Source organism: Flavobacterium sp. H122 (genome assembly GCF_004959765.1).
In the GTDB taxonomy this organism is placed as follows: domain Bacteria; phylum Bacteroidota; class Bacteroidia; order Flavobacteriales; family Flavobacteriaceae; genus Flavobacterium.
On sequence record NZ_SJZD01000004.1, the window covers coordinates 80,894 to 103,068 of the forward strand.

The following is a 22,175-nucleotide window of genomic DNA, read 5'->3' on the forward strand; positions in this document are numbered from 1 at the left end:
TTCAAAGATATAAAATTGCTAAATTTGAACTATATGAAACAAGTTTATTTAGACAACGCCTCTACAACGCAATTGCGTCCGGAAGTCATCACTGAAATGACAAAAGTGTTGAGTGAAAATTTTGGAAATCCTTCTTCATCCCATAATTTTGGAAGAGAAGCAAAAAACGTAATAGAATTAGCACGAAAAAGTATCGCTAAAAATCTTAATTGCAATGCACAGGAAATTGTTTTTACTTCTTGCGCTACTGAAGCCAATAATTTTATTCTCCGTTCCAGTATTCAAAATTTAGGTGTAAAAAGGATCATTACATCAAAAATTGAGCATCATGCAGTATTGCATACTGTTGAAATTCTTCAGAAAGAATATAATATTGACGTTGATTATGTTTCAATCACAAAATCAGGCACAATAAATTATGATGATTTAGAAGATCTATTAAACCAAGACAAAAAAACACTGGTTTCATTAATGCACGTCAACAATGAAATTGGTACTGTCTTACAACTTGAAAAAGTTGCCGAATTATGTAAAAGCAATAATGCTTATTTTCATACAGATGCCGTTCAGGGAGTTGGAAAATCAAAAATAGACTTAAGCCAATTGTCAATTGATTTTTTAGTAGCCAGTGCCCATAAATTTCATGGTCCGAAAGGCATTGGAATTGCTTTCATAAGAAAAAACATTGTGCTCCAGCCTATTATTTTTGGTGGTGAACAGGAAAAAGGATTACGTGCCGGAACCGAAAGTGTTCACAATATAGCTGGAATGGCTAGAGCTTTAGAAATTTCACTGGATAACTTAGAGGATGAAAAAAAACACATCCAGGAACTAAAAAACTATCTTGTTGAAAAATTACAAATAGAATTTCCAGAATGCATTTTTGCCGGAACCCCGGAGGAAACACAGTATAACATTATTAATGTAATTTTTCCATTTGATGATAATAAATCGGGTATGATTGTGTTTCTAATGGATATGAATGGAATAGCTATCTCAAGAGGAAGTGCCTGTCAGTCAGGAAGTTCAAAACCATCACATGTACTTGAAGCCTTTATCGACAAAGAATATTTAATGAAGCCAAATATGCGGATTTCTTTTTCGCATTACAACACAACAGATGATGTGGATTCTTTACTTCAAGCTCTAAAAAAAATATAATGAGAAAATTTTTATTCGCCCTGCTCCTGCCGTTAGTAAGCCAAGCTCAAAATTTTGATATTCAGGGACACCGTGGCTGCCGTGGCTTACTGCCTGAAAATACAATCGAAGCAATGAAAAAAGCAATCGATTTAGGAGTAACAACCTTAGAAATGGATGTCGTAATAAGTAAAGACAAACAAGTTTTACTTTCTCATGAACCTTTTTTATCGCATGAAATCTGTCTGGATAAAAATAATAACGAAATAACATCTTCTAATGAACATTCTTATAATTTATATCAAATGAATTACAATGATATAAAAGAATGTGACTGCGGAAGCAAAATTCATCCAAGATTTTCGGAACAACAAAAACTTAGAACGTATAAACCACTTTTAAGTGAAGTTATTGATTTTGCTGAAAATTATATTCAAAAAAATTATCCCGGCAGAAAATTACAATACAATATAGAAACCAAATCAGATCCAAAAGGTGATGGTGTATACCATCCGTTAACAGAAGAATTTGTAGAATTGCTTGTTGGCGTTATAAATTCAAAAAATATATCTGAAAGAGTTTATATTCAATCATTTGACGTAAGAACATTACAATATTTACATCAAAAACATCCTGAATTTAAGACTGTTTTATTAGTAGAAAACAAAATGTCCATTGAAAAAAACTTAAAACTATTAGGTTTTAAACCGAATGTCTACAGCCCAGAATTTATACTGCTTGATGCAAAAAAAGTGAAATCATTGCACAAAAAAGGAATCAAAGTTATTCCATGGACAGTGAATAAACCGGAAGACATGAATAAAGTTATTAATTACGGTGTTGACGGGTTAATTTCGGATTATCCTAATCGATATTTTGAGTTAAATAATTAAATCATAGTTAAATATAGTATTCTTATTAAGATAACTTGAAAAAATTAATTATTTGATTCATAAATATCTCTTAACGGAATTGTTACGTTTCCTTTTTTTAGGAAACAATGGCTTGAATTTTTATTTTTTATATCACAAATCAATTTAATAGCCTCAGAATTACTGATGGCATCCAACTTTTTAAAAGCTGTCAAAATTTCAAAACCGTCAAATGAATAATCAAAATATCTACTGCCTGCACCATAATCCACTCTGATCTCATCCGGTATCATTCTGTCCTCTGCCTTTAGTTTAAACATATTTGCGTTTACTTCAATATTTGTATCTTCATTATTGAAATAATTAAGGCTGATTTTTTCGATATTTTTCCCTTCAGATAAGTTTACAATTAATGACCATTTGTATTTTTTCATAACTAAATTTATATAGTCCTGAAAATTATCTATACCTTTTACATTATCTTTTTCGGGATTTTCAGGATTATCATAAAGATGTGATTTACTGATTTTTAATTTCTTCCAGTCATAGGGTATTTCTTTTGCAGTCAAAACTGAGATGTTTACTATTTTTTCATCGAAGATTTTTCCAAAATAAACAACAACCCTACCTTTTGGCAGAATATTAACTGCAAAGTTAAAATCAGATAAATACTCATCAGACGACATTTCAAGGGCTGTCTTTAGTATTTTTTCATAGGGCAAACTACCATTCAGCTGATAAAACTTATTTTCATCAAATGAATAGTATTGCATTTTAATGGTATTCGCCAAAAGTTCTTTAATATCTAATGCCCTATCAGAAGAAAACTGATAATTATTGTTAATGATTTCGTTTTCATAATTCTTGTCTAAATACTGACTAAAATTATTAAAAGTGTTCCGTAATTCTGCAGATATAATCTGAACTGTATGTTTAGATTTATTTTCTTTGAAATTATCAATATCCGACACAGTTTTTGAGGGTGATGAAATGTTTGAAAACACATAAAAATCCCAATCAAACTTTTCAGACTCCCTATTTTTTATTTTCTCATATTTTAATGCCGAGAGAAGAAACACAAAAGTTAGCAGAAGAAAAAAATTAATCCAATGAGTTCTGTCTTTAAAAATCATGTTATTGTCATTAATGATTAAAACCGCCACCTAATGCCATAAAATACATCACAATTGCTGTCCATAAGCCAGACCCAACAGCACAAATCATCAATAACCTGAAAGCTTCTTTCTTATATAGAGAGTCTCTTTTACTGACCAGCCATATAAAAAGCGATAAAATGGTGATTATAAATGGTGTGGTCAGGCAGAGTTCTAACTCATCTATTTCGATGTAATCCAAATATGACTGCATTGCAAATCCATTTAGAAAAAGGAGTAATACTGTTATAAAAAAACTTGAGTTACCTTTCATTAATTTAACTGTTTACAAAGCAATAGTGCTTATTTTCAAACTGTACTTTTTTTAGGGGAGCTTACAAAAGTGTACTTTAAGAGTATTAATGAATTTATATACTAAAAATAAATATTTTGAAATCTTAATAATAATTATAACTCATTTCTTGTAAAATTCAACAATATCCCTTTCATTTAACCATAATTTAGTATCATTATGAGTTATTTCCCCACTTACTGAATTTATCCATACTCCAAAAACTGCAATATCTAATGTTTTTAAATTATTAAACGAATAAACATAATTACCATCAATAATTAATTTGGGGTAGATTAATTTAGAAGAATCTTCTTTTGTAATCTCGTTTTTTCAATCAAAAAATCAGTATAAATATTACTGGCATCTTTAATTTTTATTTTAGATTGTTTTTCAAAATCTAAAGCTTCTTCAGTTAATTTTTCATTATTATTAAAAGTATAACACAAAACAACATCGTGTTTTTTCAAATAGTCTTCTTTGGAATTACAACATAACAAACCTAATATAACTGATAAAATCACAACTTTTTTCATAAAAACATTAATTGAGAGTAATCAATACTTACCTTGTTTATTATATTTTTAGCAGGTTCACAAAAATGTTGCTTTGAAGTACTAGAGATTTTTTTGCAATTCAATTAACAACAACTACTTAACTACAGCAATTATACCTGTCTCTGAATTAATTTTAGCCAAAAAATACAAAAAACCATCTTTCTTTCCTCTTTTATCATATTTACTTACATAACCGATAAAATAATACCCATTTTGGATATATATAACTCTATCATGATTTAAATTATAATCTTCTTTTTTTTCAATCTTAAAATTTTTAACAAAAGTAGATTCATAGATGCTTACTGCTTCAGTAGCATTAATTTTTGCTGATGATTCTAATTTATTAAACTTAATACTGTCGCTATAAATCTTTTCATACCGATTGCAACCAAAAATTGAAAGTATTCCCATAATAAATAAAATTTTTTTCATAACTTAAGGATTAGGCCAGTTAATATCTTCTTGTTTTAAAATTGTAATTTTGGCTTTCTCCCCGAAGTGTACTTTAGATGTGCTTATGAATTTAGTAAGTTCACTCAATAAACCAGACGGCTTTTGTGTATCATCCGATATATAATTTATATTATTGCCAATTATTTTAAAAGAAAAAGCTTCTTGAATAGCTGATTTAACAGTAGTTGTACATTGCTCAACTGTCCATGGGAAAACACTATAAACTTTAAGATGTCTGTATCTTTCTTCCCACCACAAAATCATTTTTTTAGCCTCACTCTCCTTTACATAGAATTCAATTTTATGAACTTTTCCGTAAATATTTGTACCATCATCATACCAATCTAAAGCAATATGCTTTACAACCATATCTAGAGTTACTTCTTCAGGCCTTATTTTTTTTAAACGTGCTCATTCATTCAATTTTAAATCTGTTTGATTTTATATATTTCAAATGCCTCTTTTAATACAAATCTGATAGAATTATTAACGATGCTATCAATAAATTCCGGACTATTTTTAAATAGCCGTATTTAGAACATTATTTGTAAATATCCTTTAACGGAATTGTTACGTTTCCTTTTTTTAGGAAACAATGGCTTGAATTTTTATTTTTTATATCACAAATCAATTTAATAGCCTCAGAATTACTGATGGCATCCAACTTTTTAAAAGCTGTCAAAATTTCAAAACCATCAAATGAATAATCAAAATTTCTACTTCCGGCACCATAATCGACTCTGATTTCATCCGGTATTATACTGTCCTCTGCCTTTAGTTTAAACGTATTTGCGTTTACTTCAATATTTGTATCTTCATTATTGAAATAATTAAGACTGATTTTTTCGATATTTTTCCCTTCAGGTAAGTTTACACTTAATGACCATTTGTATCTTTTTATAACCAAATTTGTATAGTCCTTAAAATTATCTATACCCTTTACATTATCTTTTTCGGGAATTTCAGGATTATAATAAAGATGTGATTTACTGATTTTTAATTTCTTCCAGTCATAGGGTACTTCTTTTGCAGTCAAAACGGAGATATTGACTAATTTCTCTTCGAAGATTTTTCCAAAATAAACGGAATCCTTAGCATTAAAATGACTCATAGAAATTTTTTATTCATATATCATCGATTGGAGCTAAATTTTCAGAATAACTTTTTAACTTACACATTTTGTATTATACCATCTTTTCTATGAAGCTTTTTTTAATTTTCTTTCCAAAAAATTTCTTTATCAGGTGCTATTAACTTTTCTCTGCCTTGCCATTTCGGAAATTTAAAATCTTGTGGTAATGAATAACGTATATTCTCTTTGTTTTTTTCATCATTAGTATTGTACAAAATAAAATTCAGCAATTTCATTTTTTTATTTTTCCCTGTAAGCCATACTGTCCCTTCTTTATTCCCATTATAAACACCTATGAGTATTCGGTTATAGAATTCTTTTTTTCCAGAGATACTATCTCTATAAGCCTCACTTATTAATTTTTCAAAATTTTGAGGCATTATTATTTGAGCGTCTAATATTTTTTTTTCATTTTTTAATTCAAACTGCATATATATTTGAACAGGTAATTTCCTTTTTTTTAAATTGTTATTATTTTCAATATACTCAATATTATTCCAAGAAAACACCTCTGTTGACATATCCGTTTTAGGATTAATAAATGATTGATGCCAACTACCATCTTTATTGAAAAAAGTTACTATCAACCCTTTTGCGTTATTATCTTGACTCATAAAACCAGTATCATAATCATATTTTTTTTCATTTTTTCCCCACACAGAGTAAGGAATGCCATGAAGATAATGAAAAACATTATATTCCCCATTTATAAATTCTTTACTTGCATGTGCCTCATCTAAAATTGAATTATAATGATGATCACTTTCTTTCCATATACCTTTATTTTGAGCCTTAAATTTACCAATTTCTGTTTGAGTTGACCCGGCTTGCATCCAAACAGTTACATTACCTCCCGGAGCTGTGCCTACTACAATTAAAGTGTATGCTCTGTCCTCATTATATTCGTCTTTCACCGGGTTTTGAAACAATTTGAGCATCCTTTTCCTTGGTAATTTAAAATCCCCTTTATAATAAAATCGATCACTACCGCAAAGCCATTCTACGTGAAGACTATCTGGCACTTCATCAGGATCTTTACCACTGGCATATCCTCCGGAAGTTTCTCCCCAGCCAGGTTGAATTCCTATATTTGTTGAAGCTCCATGAATAATTTTATCTTTGTAAAAAAATTGAACTTTTGGAGAACTTGAATAATACTTCGGTGCAGAAAGACCTACTTCCCAATCAAATTTTTCCTTTGGCTGACAGCTTGCAACTAATCCCAATAATGTAAATAAAAAAACTATTCTATTTGTTAGCATAAATCTCCCTTTTATAAGCAATTGAATCTTCTTCTATAGAATAAGATACGGGTTGGTTGACAAAACCTACGCCACTCAAATAATGGTGATCTCCTGTCTTTATATCTAAAAAATCATTTTTTAGACCTCCATAATTAGCTGATAAATGAACATACTTATTACGTAGAGCAGCATACATATCATTAGGAAGAATATAAGTACCTCCTTTTTGTTCTTTAACTACTTTTTTCATAATATCTAAATATTCTGGTAGAATTGTTTCTTTAAAAAAATCATATTCTTCAGTATGTTTAACATCATTTCCTCCCTTTATTGCTGATAAATAATTTTCATAAAATGGCACTTTATCTTCAATTGCTTTTTCAAGCATTAAATTCATTGGTACTAAGCTATATTTATTACTTATATTTCTGGTATCTTTTATTACAAAATGATCTGAATCTTTATCCATGATAAGTGGACCAACATTTGGATCGTAAATTTGAGGTGCTTTATTATCGTGATAGAAATCTGGCGCAGTTTTCACCTCTTTTTTCCCATATATTGGATAAACACCGTGCAATTTACCTAAATAAACAGTTTGGATATAATGATCATATGTGTTTACAAATTGTATTTGATTTTCTTTACTAAAATAATTATTTATATAAAATTGTCTTACTTTCTCCTTGTTAACCATAGTTTGTTTATCATTTACTTTTAAATCAAAGTAATCAACCACAGCTTCATTTTTATCTAATTGTGCATAACCTCCTCCTATATCTGAATGTGCTCCTAATAAACTAATTGTATAGCCCGCTTCAGCAGGTGTTAAAGCAAAATTTTTTCTCCATTCATCTTGTGCTACTATATGAAATATATTTTTAATTCCTAACCCAGAAATATTAGTCTTAATTTTATCCAAACTAAGTTGAACAATCGCAGGAACAACACCTAGAACTACTGAGGCTTTATATCCGAGATTATCTTTAACTACCATATCTGAAACAACAGTATCAAAAACACCAAGAAAACGAATTTCAATATTGTAAGTTTGCTCAGCAGGAAATACTTTTTTCTTTTGAAGCATTTTTCCTAAATAACCACCTGCATGTTTAACTACTTCAGTTTCTGTTGGGGATAGTATAATTCCTTTAGAATCATAAGGATCTCGAATCCTTTTAGCTTGGATCTTGGGAGCTTGCTTTACCTCATTACAAAAGTGTCTAGCCGCTGCCGCTCCACGACTAAATCCAAAAACATCAAAAACAATTTTTTTAACTTTTTTTCCTTTTATACTTTTTACTATTTGTTCTTCAACAACTTTTTCAATACCCTCCTGTACTCTTCCTAAAATTCCCCATTCTCCTCTACCTAAACCAGAACCCATAATATCATCTGGTTCACCTTGTTTTGTTCCAATACCTTCAACATATTGTTTAAGAATTAAATAATTTCCTCCCAATTCAATGCTCATTTTTTCTACTTTCTCTTCCTTATATAACTGAAAGAGTTTAGCAACATTCGAATATGGGTTCCAATAACTATCTCTATCAGAAATATCTATTGTCTTTTCAATTATTTGCCCTTCTTGATTTACTCTTACTTTTTGTTTTGATTCTTGTGGAATGTCATCAGATTTAATCATTCCATTAATTAATTTGGAATAATAAACAGAATCTGAATTCATCATATTATTACCTGTTCCGTCAAAAAACATACCTACATAAAGATTCACTGAATCGTCATCCAGAGTTTCAATTTTCACTTTTTCAGGGTTGGTTCCTATTTTAACTCCCTTTTCATCCCCTTTTTGAGAAACTTTTTTCCCATTTGATACTATATTACCTTCTGAGTAAAATGTAATTTTTCCATCAGAAGTTAATTGTGTTTTCCCTCCAACATTTCTATATTTCATTTTAATACAAAGTATTAGGATTTGAACTATTGTGTATTATTTCTTTTTGAGAATGCTTTGTAATTTCAGCTGCGGAAGATATCATTACTTCTTTATTTCCATTTAAAATAACATTTTGAACTGAATGTGACTCCAAATTACCCTGAATAAATTCCGTTAAATTACCGGTAACATTTAACATACTATTTCCGCCAACGAAAGTATTAGCCATCATACCTACGGTAGTTGCTTTATCAACTCCCACTGTTTCAGTCATATTAACCCCGACAGAAGTAGTCATGTTACTTCCAACATTTATATTTAGATTTTTACCCACAGTGATATTCATATCATTCGGAGCATTCACGTTAATATTTCCCTGTCCATCCATCAACCATGTATTACCGCTTGGGTCTTCTATGAAGATACTTCCTTGTGCATCGTTGAAAATCATTTTCGTGCCTGAGCGTGTGTGAATAACCTTTTGGTCATTACCTGATGTATTATATCCTGAAATTTCCTGTCCGTTATACTGTGTGCCAATGATGAATGGTTTTTCCGGATTGCCGCCTTCAAAGGAAACAAACACTTCTTCTCCTATTTCCGGAATGAAATAAAAACCTTTCCCTGAACCAGCATGCGGTGTAACCAATCGTGTCCAGTCACTTTCATAACCCCAGAAAAATTTTACCCGCACGCGTCCCATTCCTGAAGGATCGTTGTTATCAGTCACAATTGCACTTTGTGTTTCGGCTTTGGGATAAGCTAACGGATTCGTATATGGCGGTACTTTCACATCTCTGGGTATGGCATCAAACTGACATTCATAATGTCCGAAACCTTTTGAATAATGATGTACTCCGGTAGCAATAAAATCACTCTCGATAGTGTCTTTTGCAATTGTTACCGTACCACCTATCTGTAAAGGTATTGTGCTTAAACCTGAATATGTCAGTACATTAGCTTCTTTACCCTGCTGGATTAATTCCTGTACGCGTGTTATATCCTGAGCATCATGTGCATTACTGACAAAAGCGTGATTCACGTTGTTTCTGTCATACACATTCGATGAGGCCTGCTGGGCATTTTGGGCAATGTAACTTTGGGTATTGTTCTGAGGCTCCAGATTTTTTGCACCAATCTCAGAGGCATAATTATAATCGTATCCCTTGTAAGACACTTTTTGAGGTCTTAAACGGCTTGTAATTTTAAAATTGTGCAGATTAACCCCGTTGTTCAAAACGGCTTTTGTGGTTTTAATTTCTCCAAACTGCAGATAATCACCATCATAATACATCCATTCACCATACTGTGTCGCTAATCTTTGCAAAAACTGGAAATCAGTTTCGTTATACTGAACGATATAGTCACAATTCTTTGCAAATCTAGTACGGACATTCATGCCTGTAAGGATTCCCTTAGGCATTGAATTGTCGATTTTCTTCACAATTTCTTCTATTGGTCTCGAAAAATAGGTTTCACTTTGTTTTATTTCGTCCAATAGTACTGTTGGACTTTCCCCAACAATTTGAAAACCTTTTGAAGCGCCGTCATTATTCAGCACTTCCATTTGTGTGATAATCCCCTTAAAATAAACGTTTTGTCCTTTAGCACTATCCTTCAAGGTCACAATTACTTTCGCGCCCATGTACTGCTTTATAAAATCGGCTTGATTTTTAAAGTCCATTACCACATCACCAATCCGCCAGGTAAAGCTGAATGTATGATGTCCTAAAAGACCTTGACTTATCATTAAATTATAATACACGATTTGTCCGCTGTAACTGCCTATTTGAATGCTCACCTTTTCCTGCATGGCATCGGTGATTTTATTCATTATACTGTTGATAGTGCTCATAGTACCTTAATATTTATGTTTATTTGGATTATTAAAATTCTTTATGTTGAAGAAATTATTCTCTAAGACCACTCACTAAATGAATCGATTCACTTGTAACAGTATCATATAGAATTTGATGTTTGTATGGAAAATAACTCCCTTCAAGGGCAATCTTATTTTTTAAATCATACTTTTTTATAATCGTTTTATCATTTAAATAATCGGTGTAAAATGATAAATCATTTTCTTTAAACGGGTAATCAACAGGAACTTTCTTAAAAGATTCATTAAATTCATTCACTGTTGAAAAGTTTTTTTTTGCCAGCAGTTCATTTATAAACTTATCGTCTGCTGTATAAGTAAAATATCCCCAACTCATGAAAGCGGGAGTTACTTCAGAAAATTCGCCATTGCAGTTTTTAATTTCCTTCTTGTTATTTTCTGATAAATCCAGAAGTTTTGCCAATTGGTTAACAGGAGATTCTTTCTTCTCCAGAAAAGAGCAACCTAACAATAAAACTGAGAGGAGAAAAAAAATGTATTTTATTTTATCCATATAGTCTCAATGTTGAATTCCTGCCGAAGATCTCCCCCAAAACTTGGAAGTGAAAAATTAAATTCGGATTCTAACTTATTAGAAATAAAAATTGGAAGTTTTCGTTTGATGGTTTGTCCTCTTGGGGCACTGTCAACCAAATTTTCAATACTGAATCCAAGAGTTTCGTCCAGTTTATTTTGCCAGCTTTTAGGTAGCCGCGTTCCGGAATACCAATGACTCCTATTACTTACCAATGCTTTTATCGCATAAGAATTATTAGATTTGAACCAATAAATCTTAGTTTTATAGGAACCTAAAAACCACTCAACAACTGAATAATAATCTTTTATACCTGTTTCTGAGCCTACAAAATGAAAGCTTGCTTCAAATGGGTTAGGGCGAGCCACATCTGAAACTTCAAAAAATTTCCTCTTTATAGAATTGCCTGTTCGTGAACCTGAAAAACTTGGTGAATTTGCGATATCTCTTGAAAAAGCACTATTACTGTTAAAGATAATTTTATCACCTTGCCAGGTTGCGTTTAAAAAAGCAGGTGATGTTTCAAAAAACCATGCATTAAGCAATTCATCCCAATTAGCCGTTGTTCCTGCTTTAGGCAATTCCGGAAATCTAATCTTTAATGTTTGCTCCAGCTTAATTTTCAACCATTCATAAATTTCCTCTTCTATATCTGAATAGGCACTGAATTTTAGTTTACGGATAATTTCGTAATCCGGCAGGTGCAAAAAAGCAGTGTTATGCATAAATTAAAATTTTAAATATCCAAGGTCCAAGGTTTTCCTAAAACCGCTCCGCTGAAATCAATATCTTTAGCCGATATTACCAAAGCTACCTGCATAGGTACTTCATTTGTAGCACGAAAGCTTTCATGAAAATCGATACAGAATGCCTTGTCAAATTTTAATTCCTTCATTTTTGACATAGCATCCCTGCGAAAAAAAGTAATCTTCCCGTTCTTGGTCTGGGTACTGCTTATCATCCATTTCATAAAATCGACGCTCTTGGTCGACTCGATAACAAGTCTGATATTACCTCCCTGAGCAATTGTCTGGGGTTTACCATTGTGATCTACTTCCTGATGGATGTGCAAATCAAATTCCAATACGTTATAGGTTTCCCCATCTAATTCCAATTTTGCTAAAAAAGACATGATATAAAATTTTTAAATGATGTTAGTAATTCTTTACTGTGATAAGGGGATAATTATTATATTATCCCCAAAAATCACAGCTGCACAAATAAGTATTTTGTACTAAGAGATTATACCCACTCGTTTTCGTAAACTCCAGTTCCCATCTCAATCTTTCTTGCTGAAATAGTGAACGTTTCAGTTAACGGGTTTTCACCAACTGAGTCAAAGTTTTCTTTGTGTTTAACTAAATAACCTTCAGTAAATTTTAATTCTTTCAACGTAGCATCGCTGTCTCTTTTGAAGAATTTAACGCTTCCGTCTTTACGCTCAAAACTGTTTGTCATCCACTCGAATAATTCAGTAGATCCAGTTCCTTCAATAGTCACATCAATTTTACCTCCTCTTGTTACTGTAGAAGGACGGCCTGTTGCATCAGTCTCCTGAAACAAACCATAGTTTACATTCAATACATTGAACTCTTTTCCGCCAACGCTTAATTTTGCTTTAAATGACATAATAAAATATTTAAAAAATTAATAAATAAAAAACAATACTATATATGTACAGAATACGTAAAGTATCCGCATTTAATTTTTATAAAAAAAGATATAGGAGCAGTAAATACTGCATGAGTACAGCTGGGAAGTACTTCCGATGAATATCGGTTGCTATACTCTGAAAATGGAGTTAATTCGGAAAATCATAGTCTAAAAATTAAGGTTAAATAAATAATATACCAGATAATAAAAATACACTACAATTGTAAGAATTTTATTTCAAATAAAAAAATATTTTGTAATATTTTTCTTAATAACCAAACAGTTAGAATTTTTTAAGACACTTAATATCTTCGTAGATCTGTTGTGCCGTTTTTTTGTCGACTCTAAACTCGTAATCTTTTTGATAGGTATGCACAATAAATCCTTTTATAAGACTTTTGAACATATATTTCACATCATATCTTCTTAATTCGACTACGATATTACCTTCACAATTAACCTGATATTTATTTATAAGATCATATTTGTCTTCGTTCACAAATGTCAGCTCTACAACGTCATCTTTCTTAATACAGGCGTTAAAAGAAAACAATTTTATATATACGAAGATTTTTGAACCTTCCCTTTTAGCCAATTGGAAACTGATATAATCCTGGTCTGTGTTATAAACTTTAAAATAATACGGTTCAGTATAAGCATATGCCCTATTATCAAGAAAATTCTCTTTACTGCGGGTAATTTTTACTTTATTTTTATATCGTATCTTAAGCGAGTCTCTTGCTGATAATTGTGCAAAAGCTATAGTGGAAGAAAATAAAAAAAAGCTTAACAGGTATAGTATTCTTTTTAATTTCATAACAGATTATATATTAATAAAAAAGGGATTTTTCAATCCCTTTTTTATACAAAGATTAAATTATTTTTGTTCGTATTCAGTATCCCAATCAGTACCGTCATCTCCTTTTTGTCCTTCCATTTTAATCATGAAATTCTTAGCCGGGAAATATGGTTTCATGTGAATATCCAAATAAATTCTGTCTTTTTGGATAGGATCCTGTTCAAATCTTCTGATTTCGAAGTTCTCGATTAACTTATCCGGACCGGTAATACCGTCAAGGAACTGAACAATTTGTCCCATGATATCTTTACGTGTTTTAGCAGTAAAGTTTTCAAAAGCTCTTCTATTAAGGAAATCCATTAACACTTTTGTCACATAGTCAAATACACGAACCACAGAATATGTCTGCAATCCTAAGTTGTCACCGTTAAATAACGTTTTACCTGAGAAAGCCATTACTTTACCATACTCGTTAACCATAGGAATCAATCCCATGTTTTCCAGATTGGCAATTTCACTTTTCTTAAGATCAAAACGTACACCGTCTACTTCATTAATACCACCAAACTTTTTACCTGCAGTTACCTGAGACATTAATGTTTTGTAAATTTTACCTGCTAAAGCTGCTGAAGGCGGCACAAAAAGATCTTCTGATTCACCTAACATATCAAATTTACCTCTACCAACTAACCAGTTACAAGTCATTAAAACGTTTGAACGGTAAACATCACCACCAGTTAAATAAGCTGCATCAAACATTTCCATTACATCATCCGGTTCATCAAGATGAGCAAAGTCAGTTACCAGCATTACTTTATTTTCGTGAGCAATTTTAGCCCATTTTTCAACAACTTTATTACTTCCTAAATAACCAGGAATAACTAATAAACCATAGTTATTTTTAAGGTCTAAACGATCATAGTTGTCTACTAATTCATTGTGAATTGCATCAATGAAACGAGTATTGTCTAAATCCTGAAGTTGTTCTAAATCTGCATTGATAACTGTAACGTTTCTAACTTTATCAGTTTCAGTATTTTTGTAAAACAATCCGATAGTTCTGTATGATTGCTCTAAATCTTTAGTTTCGTGGATTGCAATAGCAAGATTTTTAAGTAATGTTTCTTCAGCTACTTTACTCTTATCTTCACTTTGAGCCACCATATCAGTAAGTGAATCATTGTCTTTCAAAACATTAGCCCAAATCTGCAATGTTTTTTTAAGCATTTCTCTTTCTGATTCTTTATTAGCCTCATTCATGAAAATCTGACGACGTGCTTTTCTGTCAGGATTCATGTTTTGAGCTCCTTCGATAGAAGTTTCCAATAAATCGAAACCACCATACTTGGCAAGTTTCTCTGCACTTAGCTTTACCGCACCTTCTCTCTTTTTTGGTTCTAAAACTGCAGACTCAGCAGTTTGAGATTGTAATTGTTCTTTAGCCATTTGATTTATATTTTTTGGTGTTTCTTATTTTTGATTTAATTCCGCGATTAATTCTTCAATTGTTTCAAGCAAAGCTTTTTTAGCGTCTGGATTGTCCAAAGCACTTTTTAAGATTTTATTTGTTTTTAACTGCTTGATAATTTTTTGGTACTGATCTTTTTCAGTTTCTAAATTGGTTAAAAACTTACTTTGAGCTGTAATTCCTTTAACACCAAAATCACCCAAATTATTAAACTTTAATTCTTCATTTTTTGTAGCACCTTCTGCATCTTCAAAAGAAACCTTAGCAGTAGGTTTAAAATGCGAAAACACTTGTTCAATATTAGTCAATCCCTCAACTAATTCAGGTTTTACTGCAGTATCCCCTGTAAGTTTTTGTGCGATTAAAGTTTTGTTTTGAGGAATTTCTAAGATTGCTTCGCTAGCATCTAACTTCACTTCGTTCCCCCCGATTCCGTAGTTTGATAACATAATATCCGATTGTTTTAGTTAATATTTAGTTCGCTTTATTAATTTGTCTGCAAACCTCTAAATCGCGTTTAACGATTTCAAGTTCGCTCTTATACGTTTCAATTTGTTGTAAAAGCTTATCCATTTCTTCTTTACTTTCACCCATCATTTGAATACTTTTTTTAGCATCAATCAACTGTCTGTTAGTTAAAATGATATTATCATACATATTATCTCTCATCAAACTGTCCTTGGTAGGAATAGATTGCTGCATCGTGATAATTGTAGAAATTGCTTTTTGCTGATTGTAGTAAAAATCCTGTCCGGGTGCATTTAAAGAATCTATAGATGACTTTAGATCTTCCATGTTCTTTGCAAAATCTTCCTGAAAAAGAAATTCGCGTGTCATCATGTCATTTTCTTTTTTCAACTCAGTATTTTCTTTCCATGGCAGATAATAATCAAAGAAAATCGCTCCTATGATTACTACTATCGTTATTGAAAAAACTCCAAGAAAAGCCAGAAAAGATTTTGCTCTCTCTTTTTTATTTAAAACTTCCATTGTATTCTTAATCGTCTAAAAATGTTCTACTTCTTTTTGAATTATCTAAAGCTGAATTTTCCAATTCCAGCCTTTCTTTAACAAAGATTCCGTTATCCTTACGTTTACCAATGTAATCCAAGTGGTTAAGTGTAGAGAACAACTCATCAATGATTCGCATGAACTGGAAAGTCTTTTTAACTGTTTTATCAATTTGAGTATGATTATAACCCACATTAACTAAATCAGTAAAAACAAGTTCCAAATCACCTTGGCTCACACCGCACCATTCCGCGATGTAATTCAACAATTCTTCTTTACCTGCACCCGATTTAGAATCGATATAATTTTTCATAATTCTTGCCAAAGAAATCACGTTGTCAAACATGTATGCCGGTGGCTGATTTACTGTAAACCATCTGAATGAATTGATATTGTTTCCTAAATACGTAATGATTTTTTCAGAAAGTGCTAAAATCATCATAGCCAATTCATTGGTCTGATTTTTTCTGTTGATTTTTTGAGAAATCTGAACAGCATATAATTCTAATTGACCAAAGAATCGGTCAATTTTAGTATGAATGTCTATCAATTTCTGATGACTTTGCACGGATGTACATGCCGGTATATAATCGGCCATCAGGAAACTTTCATTTTTATTAATGATAATTTTTCCTAACGTTATACTATACCCCCCCTGCCCGCTTTGAACACTGTTCTCTGGAACCAAATGCAGATTATAAGTAGGCATTAAATAAGGATATCTTGGCGGATTTTCTTCCGGATCAGGTTCACCAAAAGGTCTGCATTCGAACAAGTTTACCGAAACATTTGCCAACAAAACCATATCCTGATCATCATTAAGCTCATAAACAGCCTCTGGATAAGGCATTTCTTTATTCAGCATGTAAGAATTATGCGAACTGATATCGATACGGCATCCATTAGGTGTTACAGCATGACATTCTTCAACTTTAACTCTTAATAGTTTATGGTTGTCAATAATCAATGAAATTTTAATATCCTCATTTGCGTTTTTAAATGGAAGCAACCCATAATTAAGATTATTAAGCTGTGTTCCAACTGCATCCCTCATCACATCACTGACATGATCCTGCATTGCAATGAAATGAGACTTATTAATTTTCATCCCGTCAACCCAATTAACGGGAAAATGATTTAGTTTTTCTAACATATCTCTTTACTTATTTGTGTTATTTATGCCAAAGCTTCCTGCCATTGTTCTTCGCTTTGCGGACTCGTTCTTAAACATATAATTGTACTGTCTTCCTGAATTCCGTTCATGTACATAGTCAACTCTGGATTTATATATTTAGAAACCCCGTACCAATTTGGTTTAAGATAGAATACCCAGTGCTGTTGGTTTCCAAATTCATCCAATAAATCTATCGGGCTGTCTACGTTACGGGTATTATAATCATTCACAAAATGGTAAAACAATCTTCCAAAATCCATCCGTATTGGCGACTTGGCTCTAAATTCTGTTCTGATAATTGAATTAGGATTTTTATAAAAAACGAAAGTGATTACAACCATATCCCTGAATTCATCATCCTTCGGTTCTGAAAATGTTCCAAATGCCGGAAATTCCCATGTTTTATAAATTTTAGCCGGAATAGAAACTGTAGCTTTAAAAGTTGAATAAACCCATGTTGGAATAAGAAACATCACTATTGCTGATACTACCACAAAAGAATAGGTAGCACTATTCATATAGGTATATAAAAGCAGAAAGGGAATTGAACCGAAAACTGCTATCATTAAATTATACACGCCTTCCAGCCATATATTATCCAAGCCGTATTTATCCAGATAAGTCCTGTATACAAAAGCATGCAAACCTCCTAATCCAAAAAATATAACCTGATAGAAAACAAACTCTCCAAAAAGTGTATTGATAGCTCTTGAATGCCCTAGAAAAGCCACTAGAGTAAAAACCAGGATTGACGAAAAAAGATAGATATAATATTTAGTTTTATATTCTGTTTTATAATTTTTTACTTTATCGATAAAAAACATAGCCAATATTGCCCCAAGGAGCAATAAAATAGCTATTACAATCAATAAAGAAGGATCAATTAATTCTTTAAAATTAGGTCTAAATGCTGGTTTCATATTCTTGTTGTAATTCCTAAAACTGGGTCTTGATTAAAATTAAATTGTTCTATATCCAATGGCAAAATGATTGTAGTTTTCAAGTCAATCTCTACCGGGAGAAAATACTCATAGAAAAGATCTATAAACCTTCGTATTCCTCCGTTATGAATATAATCAGTGAATGAGCTGTTTTTAAGCGGACCTATTTTGAACTCAAGATTCAAGGAATAATCCATATATGACATTCCTGAAATCATATCAAGTCCTAAATAGCAATCATTTAGAGTTACATTTTGGTTGCTTTCCGACAAATCATGATAGCCCAACTCAACTATCTCCACCTGTTCGTCAAGTAAATACTCCAAACAATAAGCCGTCTTATCAAGTTTTCCTACAATTTTGTGCAAATAAGGAAGCAGTCTTATAAATTTGGCAACAAGTATTTCAGGTAAAGTTCTATCTATATTCCAAAAATCAATTAAAAAATCAATAGGTTTTCCTTGGTTTAAACGTAGTAAAAACTCTTTTTCAGCTTTATCACGCATCATTCCGCTCATGAAAAATTCATTTTCAAAAGGCATGAAGAATTTACGTGCATTTTCCTCTTCCTTTTGCTGCAAACGATATTCCTTTGTCATATCGTCAACCGACCTGTTCAGTCTTTCAGTTTTGGGGTAATGAAAAACACCTTCAGGCAACGAATCATAAATTCCATCTCTGGAAATATCAACTTTAAGAAATTGTGTTGCATCATAATCATAATCAACAACATCACATCCTAAAACATCAGTACTATAAGGTCTCTTAAACTGACCTTGATAATCAATCAAAAATTCATATCCTTCGTTACTGCAATTTTCCAAGAGCGAAGACAAAATCACTTCTGCTCTCAGATCAAAAGGAATGGAATTAATTTTGTTTTTAATTTCTATAATCGCATCCATACATCATCATTTCGTTAATTTTCCTTCAATCTGCCAGAGGCGAAATATCTGCTTTGAAAATATTTATCGTTAAAATCAAAAACTCTTAATCCTGAGGATCTTGTAGTTGCAAGAATTTTATCATTCTTCAGATAAATTGCAACATCTGATATAGGGATATCTTTGTTATATCTTAGGAAAATAAAATCACCTTCCTCGAGGTCGATTCTTGACAGAAAAAGCTCTATGTCTTTTGACTTAAAAATTCCCAGTGCAGTAGTAGGCAAACTTTTCTTATATGCCTTACTATATAAGGCCTGTGCAAAAGGAACTATTCCCAAACTATCTTTAGAAAATGATTTATTACCATAAGGTGTACCGATCCATTTATCAATGTAACCGTAAAAATCATAGTTCTTTATTTCATCAGGTCTTACACCAAGCAAAACCGAATATTTTTCCTTAACCCTTATTTGTTCATCCGTCAATCCTTCTTCATACTGATCAGCAAGACGCTCATCACTTTGCTGCTCTTTAATACCTAAAGCTTTTTTGATTTTAGCTTCATCATATTTCAGTTTAAGCGGTACTTCTTCAATGTACTTCGGATTGCCACACGCAATTACAAGAGGAAAAATTAAAATTGTTAATACTGCTTTTTTCAAAAGGCTAAATCTTTAATTATAAATAATTTCTTACAAATATATACTTTTTATGATACAAACAAATTTTTTAAACATTTTTTTAAGGTTAACAATCAAAAAAATTGAATTATCATATTTGTGAATTTATTCCTACATTATGTAAATGTATTTAAAAAATTAAATTGTAAGAAAAAAAATACAAATAATTAGTCAACTTAATGTTTTTTTATTAAGTTCGTCAGCAAAAAAAAAATTGATGTATAGAGCTAAAAATACTTTTAGAGAATTACTGACCAATTTTGACCCCAGAATATTATTAGTGTTTATCCTGATTCTATCATTGGGTATGGTTTCTTTTATTTCAAAATTTATAGGAAGTGTGGACTGTGAGAATACAACTTTTTATATTGTTGCCAAAAACAGACTTGTAGGTGAAAACATTGAATTTTATAATGAAACCAATGGGGCCGACACTTGGGAATGGGATTTCGGAGATGGTTCTGAAAAAGAACATGAAAAAAGTGTCACACATCAGTACGATAAATCCGGAAAATACAGAGTGACATTAACAATCAATGAAACCTGTATAACTTTTAAAGATATAGTTATAAAATCAGTCGGCGATTTATCCGAAAGAATAAGAAAACCTGAAATCATTGCTCCAAGAGTTGTAAAAGTTGGTGAAGAAGTTATGTTTGACTACTATTATAACGGAAATGATTTATTTTCATGGGAATGGAGTTTTGGCGAAACATCAAGACTTGATGATACAGAAAGTAATCCTGTATATGTTTACAGAACTCCGGGAGTTAAAAAAATCAGTTTGATTGTTAACGGCAATGTCAGTAAAATTGTTTCCAAAACCATTCTTGTCAAGCCCAAAGATCCGGTGCCACCTGAAGCACTTATTGAAGACGTCGAAATTAAACCGTTGAAACTGAAAAAAGGCCCGGCTCAAATAGATCCTGCCGAAGAATTTGCCATGACACTTCCGGTGGTGCCTCCTTCGTCCAAAAAGAAAACAAATACAGCAGACAAAAAGAAAAAGAATGCGCCTAAAATCTCTGAAGAACAATTTGAAATATTATTACATCAGGTAGCTAAAAAGAGTAAAACTAAAGACGATTTTGCAACTTTTTTATGTGATGACTTTAAAGTACCCGTACTTATAAATGACTCTAAAATAATGCCTTTTGACGAGTATTGTAAAAAAATCGCTGACAAGACACTTAAATTTTCAAATATAAGGCTTACAGCAAACGATGAAGGCTGTATTATAAATGTAGAAGTAAATTATAAAATTAAGAAACATCTTTTGTGGATAAATGATTAACTGAAAAGTAATTATGAATAAAAATTCAACAAATTTCAAATTGGTTTTTTCAAATTTTGAAACCCGTATTATTATACTTTTTGCGGTACTGCTTGTTGCGAGTATCGGTATTTTCAGTTTCAAATACAATAAACATGTCGATTGTGACACTTCCGACTTTTTTATAGTGGCTGAAAATTTTTCAGTTGGTGAAGTCATCGAATTTCATAACGAAACTCCAAATGCAATTCAATGGAAATGGGATTTTGGTGACGGAAGCCCAAAAGAAACTAAAAATCATGCACTGCATAAATATACAGAGCCTGGTATCTACACTGTAACACTTGTTATCAACGGCTTTTGTTTAAAAGAAAAGAAAATCCAGATTAAGGATCATGGCGAAATTCTGGACAGAACAAAACTGCCTACGATTATAGCTCCTAAAATTGCAGCTGTAGGACAAAAAGTCAATTTCAATTATAAATATTATACTGATGAGACTTTTTCATGGGAATGGAGTTTTGGGGAAACCGGCGATATAGACAATACAAATGAGTTTGCAAGCTACAGCTTTAGAACTCCCGGACCAAAAACAGTGACACTTATAATTAACGGGGAATATAAATTTAAAACTTCCAAGATTATTTATATTAAACCAAGACCGGCATTTAAAAAGGAAAGTGAAATGATGCTTGAAGAAGGATACACTTATGAAAAACCGGTAGGAGCTTTCTATAAACCTAAAGGCAATCCTGCTCCTGATCCTTCGGACAAATGGCTTAATCCAATAAATGCGAGACCTAAAGAACGAAATGTTCTACATTTTGCACCGGATATTTCTGAAAACCAATTTGAATTATTACTGCATCAGGTAGCTAACGAAACCAAAGAAAAAGAAGACTTTGGAAAATATATTTGTGAAAATTACCAGATTCCTGTAATCAAAAACGGTGATCAGGTAATGTCTTTTGAAGAATTCTGTAAAAGGATAAAAGGACAGGAAATTAAAATCGATGCATTACGTCTTACAAAAGATAATCTTAACTGTATTGACGGCTTTAGTATAAGCTATCAGGTAAAAGGGCTTCTGGGCTGGAAAGAGGACTAAAGCAAAAACCAACAAAAAACAAA

The 22,175-nt window shown here is 31.7% G+C and carries 25 protein-coding genes; 4 read left to right on the forward strand and 21 right to left on the reverse strand.

Annotated elements, in window-relative coordinates:
* The first annotated feature begins 33 nt into the window (after positions 1 to 33).
* Together EZM65_RS07395 and EZM65_RS07400 are read left to right on the forward strand one after the other, a co-directional pair.
* A complete protein-coding gene (locus EZM65_RS07395; RefSeq protein ID WP_136667918.1) occupies positions 34 to 1,161 on the forward strand; it encodes a cysteine desulfurase family protein in 1,128 nt (375 codons plus the stop codon).
* Complete coding sequence (locus EZM65_RS07400) at positions 1,161 to 2,033, forward strand: glycerophosphodiester phosphodiesterase (RefSeq protein WP_136667919.1); 873 nt, start codon at positions 1,161 to 1,163, stop codon at positions 2,031 to 2,033. The genes EZM65_RS07395 and EZM65_RS07400 overlap by 1 nt, the downstream gene beginning before the upstream one ends.
* A gap of 44 nt (positions 2,034 to 2,077) precedes the next feature.
* Here EZM65_RS07400 and EZM65_RS07405 read toward each other — a convergent pair whose 3' ends face one another.
* From EZM65_RS07405 to EZM65_RS07505, 21 genes are all read right to left on the reverse strand, one after another.
* Positions 2,078 to 3,145: a DUF2931 family protein gene (locus EZM65_RS07405; protein ID WP_136667920.1), complete on the reverse strand. Its 1,068-nt coding sequence runs from the start codon at positions 3,143 to 3,145 to the stop codon at positions 2,078 to 2,080.
* A 10-nt stretch (positions 3,146 to 3,155) separates the two neighbouring features.
* Positions 3,156 to 3,440: a hypothetical protein gene (locus EZM65_RS07410; RefSeq protein ID WP_136667921.1), complete on the reverse strand. Its 285-nt coding sequence runs from the start codon at positions 3,438 to 3,440 to the stop codon at positions 3,156 to 3,158.
* A 314-nt stretch (positions 3,441 to 3,754) separates the two neighbouring features.
* Positions 3,755 to 3,994, reverse strand: a complete 240-nt coding sequence (locus tag EZM65_RS07415; protein ID WP_136667922.1) for a hypothetical protein — start codon at positions 3,992 to 3,994, stop codon at positions 3,755 to 3,757.
* Between the two features lie 114 nt (positions 3,995 to 4,108).
* Positions 4,109 to 4,450: a hypothetical protein gene (locus EZM65_RS07420; RefSeq protein ID WP_136667923.1), complete on the reverse strand. Its 342-nt coding sequence runs from the start codon at positions 4,448 to 4,450 to the stop codon at positions 4,109 to 4,111.
* Positions 4,451 to 4,453: 3 nt separating this feature from the next.
* Entirely contained in the window at positions 4,454 to 4,840 is a 387-nt protein-coding gene (locus EZM65_RS07425; RefSeq protein ID WP_136667924.1) for a hypothetical protein, read from the reverse strand.
* A gap of 172 nt (positions 4,841 to 5,012) precedes the next feature.
* The gene (locus tag EZM65_RS07430; RefSeq protein ID WP_136667925.1) at positions 5,013 to 5,582 is read right to left on the reverse strand and encodes a hypothetical protein; all 570 of its coding nucleotides are present in this window, start codon (positions 5,580 to 5,582) and stop codon (positions 5,013 to 5,015) included.
* Positions 5,583 to 5,683: 101 nt separating this feature from the next.
* A complete protein-coding gene (locus EZM65_RS07435) occupies positions 5,684 to 6,865 on the reverse strand; it encodes a DUF2931 family protein (protein WP_136667926.1) in 1,182 nt (393 codons plus the stop codon).
* Complete coding sequence (locus EZM65_RS07440; RefSeq protein ID WP_136667927.1) at positions 6,852 to 8,762, reverse strand: DUF2235 domain-containing protein; 1,911 nt, start codon at positions 8,760 to 8,762, stop codon at positions 6,852 to 6,854. Before EZM65_RS07440 ends, EZM65_RS07435 begins: the two co-directional genes overlap by 14 nt.
* Before the next feature lies 1 nt (position 8,763).
* The gene (locus EZM65_RS07445) at positions 8,764 to 10,599 is read right to left on the reverse strand and encodes a type VI secretion system Vgr family protein (protein WP_136667928.1); all 1,836 of its coding nucleotides are present in this window, start codon (positions 10,597 to 10,599) and stop codon (positions 8,764 to 8,766) included.
* A gap of 55 nt (positions 10,600 to 10,654) precedes the next feature.
* Complete coding sequence (locus tag EZM65_RS07450; protein ID WP_136667929.1) at positions 10,655 to 11,137, reverse strand: hypothetical protein; 483 nt, start codon at positions 11,135 to 11,137, stop codon at positions 10,655 to 10,657.
* Positions 11,125 to 11,883, reverse strand: coding sequence for a hypothetical protein (locus EZM65_RS07455; RefSeq protein WP_136667930.1), 759 nt, complete (start codon positions 11,881 to 11,883; stop codon positions 11,125 to 11,127). The genes EZM65_RS07450 and EZM65_RS07455 overlap by 13 nt, the downstream gene beginning before the upstream one ends.
* Positions 11,884 to 11,894: 11 nt before the next feature.
* Positions 11,895 to 12,290 (reverse strand): type VI secretion system tube protein TssD, encoded by a 396-nt coding sequence (tssD, locus tag EZM65_RS07460; protein ID WP_136667931.1) that lies wholly within the window; start codon positions 12,288 to 12,290, stop codon positions 11,895 to 11,897.
* A 110-nt stretch (positions 12,291 to 12,400) separates the two neighbouring features.
* On the reverse strand, positions 12,401 to 12,787 hold the full coding sequence (gene tssD, locus EZM65_RS07465) for a type VI secretion system tube protein TssD (protein ID WP_136667932.1): 387 nt from the start codon (positions 12,785 to 12,787) through the stop codon (positions 12,401 to 12,403).
* A 307-nt stretch (positions 12,788 to 13,094) separates the two neighbouring features.
* Entirely contained in the window at positions 13,095 to 13,628 is a 534-nt protein-coding gene (locus EZM65_RS07470; protein WP_136667933.1) for a hypothetical protein, read from the reverse strand.
* A gap of 60 nt (positions 13,629 to 13,688) precedes the next feature.
* Complete coding sequence (locus EZM65_RS07475; protein ID WP_136667934.1) at positions 13,689 to 15,056, reverse strand: DUF5458 family protein; 1,368 nt, start codon at positions 15,054 to 15,056, stop codon at positions 13,689 to 13,691.
* A gap of 24 nt (positions 15,057 to 15,080) precedes the next feature.
* Positions 15,081 to 15,527, reverse strand: coding sequence for a hypothetical protein (locus EZM65_RS07480; protein ID WP_136667935.1), 447 nt, complete (start codon positions 15,525 to 15,527; stop codon positions 15,081 to 15,083).
* 25 nt (positions 15,528 to 15,552) lie between these two features.
* Positions 15,553 to 16,068 (reverse strand): type VI secretion system TssO, encoded by a 516-nt coding sequence (gene tssO / locus EZM65_RS07485; RefSeq protein ID WP_136667936.1) that lies wholly within the window; start codon positions 16,066 to 16,068, stop codon positions 15,553 to 15,555.
* Between the two features lie 7 nt (positions 16,069 to 16,075).
* The gene (locus EZM65_RS07490; protein ID WP_136667937.1) at positions 16,076 to 17,242 is read right to left on the reverse strand and encodes a hypothetical protein; all 1,167 of its coding nucleotides are present in this window, start codon (positions 17,240 to 17,242) and stop codon (positions 16,076 to 16,078) included.
* Positions 17,243 to 17,265: 23 nt separating this feature from the next.
* Positions 17,266 to 18,183 (reverse strand): TssN family type VI secretion system protein, encoded by a 918-nt coding sequence (locus EZM65_RS07495; RefSeq protein WP_136667938.1) that lies wholly within the window; start codon positions 18,181 to 18,183, stop codon positions 17,266 to 17,268.
* On the reverse strand, positions 18,180 to 19,109 hold the full coding sequence (locus tag EZM65_RS07500; protein ID WP_136667939.1) for a hypothetical protein: 930 nt from the start codon (positions 19,107 to 19,109) through the stop codon (positions 18,180 to 18,182). Before EZM65_RS07500 ends, EZM65_RS07495 begins: the two co-directional genes overlap by 4 nt.
* 14 nt (positions 19,110 to 19,123) lie before the next feature.
* Positions 19,124 to 19,753, reverse strand: a complete 630-nt coding sequence (locus EZM65_RS07505; protein WP_136667940.1) for an NlpC/P60 family protein — start codon at positions 19,751 to 19,753, stop codon at positions 19,124 to 19,126.
* 235 nt (positions 19,754 to 19,988) lie between these two features.
* On the opposite strand from EZM65_RS07505, the gene EZM65_RS07510 reads away from it, so the two are divergent.
* Positions 19,989 to 21,065: a PKD domain-containing protein gene (locus EZM65_RS07510; protein WP_136667941.1), complete on the forward strand. Its 1,077-nt coding sequence runs from the start codon at positions 19,989 to 19,991 to the stop codon at positions 21,063 to 21,065.
* Positions 21,066 to 21,078: 13 nt separating this feature from the next.
* The gene (locus EZM65_RS07515) at positions 21,079 to 22,152 is read left to right on the forward strand and encodes a PKD domain-containing protein (protein ID WP_136667942.1); all 1,074 of its coding nucleotides are present in this window, start codon (positions 21,079 to 21,081) and stop codon (positions 22,150 to 22,152) included.
* The last annotated feature ends 23 nt before the right edge of the window (positions 22,153 to 22,175 follow it).

Excerpts from the sequence above, each read along its gene's own strand:
- EZM65_RS07515 (WP_136667942.1), top strand. The coding sequence starts at position 21,079 with ATGAATAAAAATTCAACAAATTTCAAATTGGTTTTTTCAAATTTTGAA.
- EZM65_RS07455 (WP_136667930.1), bottom strand. The coding sequence starts at position 11,883 with ATGCATAACACTGCTTTTTTGCACCTGCCGGATTACGAAATTATCCGT.
- EZM65_RS07410 (WP_136667921.1), bottom strand. The coding sequence starts at position 3,440 with ATGAAAGGTAACTCAAGTTTTTTTATAACAGTATTACTCCTTTTTCTA.
- EZM65_RS07490 (WP_136667937.1), bottom strand. The coding sequence starts at position 17,242 with ATGTTAGAAAAACTAAATCATTTTCCCGTTAATTGGGTTGACGGGATG.
- tssD (WP_136667932.1), bottom strand. The coding sequence starts at position 12,787 with ATGTCATTTAAAGCAAAATTAAGCGTTGGCGGAAAAGAGTTCAATGTA.
- EZM65_RS07475 (WP_136667934.1), bottom strand. The coding sequence starts at position 15,056 with ATGGCTAAAGAACAATTACAATCTCAAACTGCTGAGTCTGCAGTTTTA.
- EZM65_RS07395 (WP_136667918.1), top strand. The coding sequence starts at position 34 with ATGAAACAAGTTTATTTAGACAACGCCTCTACAACGCAATTGCGTCCG.
- EZM65_RS07500 (WP_136667939.1), bottom strand. The coding sequence starts at position 19,109 with ATGGATGCGATTATAGAAATTAAAAACAAAATTAATTCCATTCCTTTT.
- tssD (WP_136667931.1), bottom strand. The coding sequence starts at position 12,290 with ATGTCTTTTTTAGCAAAATTGGAATTAGATGGGGAAACCTATAACGTA.
- EZM65_RS07480 (WP_136667935.1), bottom strand. The coding sequence starts at position 15,527 with ATGTTATCAAACTACGGAATCGGGGGGAACGAAGTGAAGTTAGATGCT.
- EZM65_RS07470 (WP_136667933.1), bottom strand. The coding sequence starts at position 13,628 with ATGAAATTAAAAAGAATACTATACCTGTTAAGCTTTTTTTTATTTTCT.
- EZM65_RS07445 (WP_136667928.1), bottom strand. The coding sequence starts at position 10,599 with ATGAGCACTATCAACAGTATAATGAATAAAATCACCGATGCCATGCAG.
- EZM65_RS07450 (WP_136667929.1), bottom strand. The coding sequence starts at position 11,137 with ATGGATAAAATAAAATACATTTTTTTTCTCCTCTCAGTTTTATTGTTA.
- EZM65_RS07430 (WP_136667925.1), bottom strand. The coding sequence starts at position 5,582 with ATGAGTCATTTTAATGCTAAGGATTCCGTTTATTTTGGAAAAATCTTC.
- tssO (WP_136667936.1), bottom strand. The coding sequence starts at position 16,068 with ATGGAAGTTTTAAATAAAAAAGAGAGAGCAAAATCTTTTCTGGCTTTT.
- EZM65_RS07495 (WP_136667938.1), bottom strand. The coding sequence starts at position 18,183 with ATGAAACCAGCATTTAGACCTAATTTTAAAGAATTAATTGATCCTTCT.
- EZM65_RS07425 (WP_136667924.1), bottom strand. The coding sequence starts at position 4,840 with ATGGTTGTAAAGCATATTGCTTTAGATTGGTATGATGATGGTACAAAT.
- EZM65_RS07435 (WP_136667926.1), bottom strand. The coding sequence starts at position 6,865 with ATGCTAACAAATAGAATAGTTTTTTTATTTACATTATTGGGATTAGTT.
- EZM65_RS07510 (WP_136667941.1), top strand. The coding sequence starts at position 19,989 with ATGTATAGAGCTAAAAATACTTTTAGAGAATTACTGACCAATTTTGAC.
- EZM65_RS07440 (WP_136667927.1), bottom strand. The coding sequence starts at position 8,762 with ATGAAATATAGAAATGTTGGAGGGAAAACACAATTAACTTCTGATGGA.
- EZM65_RS07420 (WP_136667923.1), bottom strand. The coding sequence starts at position 4,450 with ATGAAAAAAATTTTATTTATTATGGGAATACTTTCAATTTTTGGTTGC.
- EZM65_RS07400 (WP_136667919.1), top strand. The coding sequence starts at position 1,161 with ATGAGAAAATTTTTATTCGCCCTGCTCCTGCCGTTAGTAAGCCAAGCT.
- EZM65_RS07415 (WP_136667922.1), bottom strand. The coding sequence starts at position 3,994 with ATGAAAAAAGTTGTGATTTTATCAGTTATATTAGGTTTGTTATGTTGT.
- EZM65_RS07405 (WP_136667920.1), bottom strand. The coding sequence starts at position 3,145 with ATGATTTTTAAAGACAGAACTCATTGGATTAATTTTTTTCTTCTGCTA.